At 33.6% G+C, this 2059-nt stretch carries 2 protein-coding genes; both read left to right on the plus strand.

The genetic code is table 11. From position 1 onward, the window contains the following. Positions 1-222: 222 nt before the first annotated feature. Positions 223-1278, plus strand: coding sequence for a GGDEF domain-containing protein (locus AC220I_RS21700; RefSeq protein WP_486725958.1), 1056 nt, complete (start codon positions 223-225; stop codon positions 1276-1278). Between the two features lie 38 nt (positions 1279-1316). Then, positions 1317-2059 (plus strand): MerR family transcriptional regulator (locus AC220I_RS21705; protein WP_486725959.1); only part of this gene is annotated, 743 nt, incomplete at its 3' end.

Genomic DNA, 2059 nt, shown 5'->3' on the forward strand with positions numbered 1-2059 from the left:
GCTTGATGAAAAAAATTATGGCAGAGAAATCTGCCATTTTTTTATGTCTTTGAAGTTATCCATTTTCACTTTTAGTCATCTCCCAATATGGGTATGATATTCATATCACAATATAAAAACAACTACAAAATGATCTTATAATAGAGTAAAATCTATGTAAGGCTTGAAATTTTGTGAACCAATTAAAAGCATTAGAAAATATGATAAAGGGTAAGATTTGATATGAAAAAATTTATTGGCTATGATGATCAACTTAATACGAATGAAAAATTCACTTATATTATTAATGCATTTCAGATTTGTAATGTGCTTCTTTTCTTTTTCTATTATATAACAGTCGTGAAATCAACATTTGTTACAAGTATGACGTTGATGATTATTTTGCTGATGTTATCAGCTTATTACTTTCTGAAAAAAAGATGGTTTACATTTGCTAAAATCATTATTTTTGCCAGTTTTTTTATACAGGAATCTGCCTGTGTTTTTTTATGGTTTCCACCAGAATCGCAATTTCAATACTACTACTTTATTATTTTGCCTACTTCATTTTTCATACTGTCCGTAGACAATCTCAAGGAAAGAATCGTACTGATTTTAGTAAATATCATTGCAATTGCGCTTTTACTTCTCAGTAATATATTTCCCAATCAGAATGCCATTATAGAAATACCTGATAATGTCAGTCATGTTTTCTCATCACTCACGATTATAATGACAGTTGCTTCCATAGGCATTGTATTTTTCTTTTATGCAGTTAATCTGAGAAACACCATGAATAAACTAGAGATTATGGCAAACACTGATAGCTTAACAAAGATCAGTAATAGAAGAATCTTATTCAATCAGGGAGAAGAAATCTTTAAAACTACCAAACAATTTAAGGATAAGTTCAGTCTGGTATTAATTGATATTGATTATTTTAAGCACATTAATGACACCTATGGACATCCAACAGGTGATTTGGTACTTAAGCAGCTCACCGAAGTGATTAGTAAAAATATCAGAAGGGATGATATTTTTGCGAGATATGGTGGTGAAGAGTTTGCCCTCTTACTACGTGGCGATGATGAAGATTTACTGGTGCCACAAAGGATTGCAGACGCTATAAATCATTACGATTTTAAAGCGGAAAACAAGAAGACCATTAAACTCACCGTAAGCATGGGGGTTACGATTTACAAGGAAAAATACGGTGATTTTGACGAAATGGTGATGGCTTGTGATAAAGCCCTGTATATGTCGAAAGAAAATGGCAGAAATAGAATTACGACAATCTAACAAAGACCAGCTATCCATTCAAAGCTGAGAAAGCAGAGGTGAAATCCATAAAACCTACATATACCACCAATGAAGTTGCAAAGTTAATCGGCGTTCATGTGAATACAGTCCGCTTATATGAAAAGTCGGGTTTTATGACCGAGCCACTCCGTAAAGAAAACGGGTATCGTGTCTTTACGGATCTGCACATAAATCAGCTTAGAATTGTAAGGCTAGGCATTGAAGTGGTCATCATGCAAAATGGCATTAGAAAAAAAGCTTATGAAATCATTCATCACAGTGGCCTTTGTGAGTTTGATAGAGCATTAGAGCTAGCACATCAATATGTTGAAAAAATAGATACTGAGCTTAATAATGCATATGAAGCCATCAAAATATCTGAAGCCTTGCTTAATCAAAGTCCTCCTTTAGGTGACGCCAGACTTTTAAGGCATGAAGTGTCTAAGCTCTTGAATGTTTCCATGGATACTCTACGAAACTGGGAACGAAATGGCCTTCTTAAAACCAAGCGAAAAGAAAATGGTTATCGTGTTTATCGTGAGGATGATATTCAGCGTCTTAAAATAATTAGAACCCTGAGGTGTGCAAATTATTCTTTGACGGCAATACTTAGGATGTTAAATGATACTGATAAAAACAGTACAACAAATATAAGTGCTGTTTTAGATGCCCCAGCCAATAATGAGGAGATTATATCAGCCTGTGATAAGCTGATAACCTCTCTAAATCATGCTAAAACAAATGCTTTAGAGATAATCAAAATTCTAGAAGAACTTACAAA

Source organism: Fusibacter sp., from assembly GCF_057447755.1.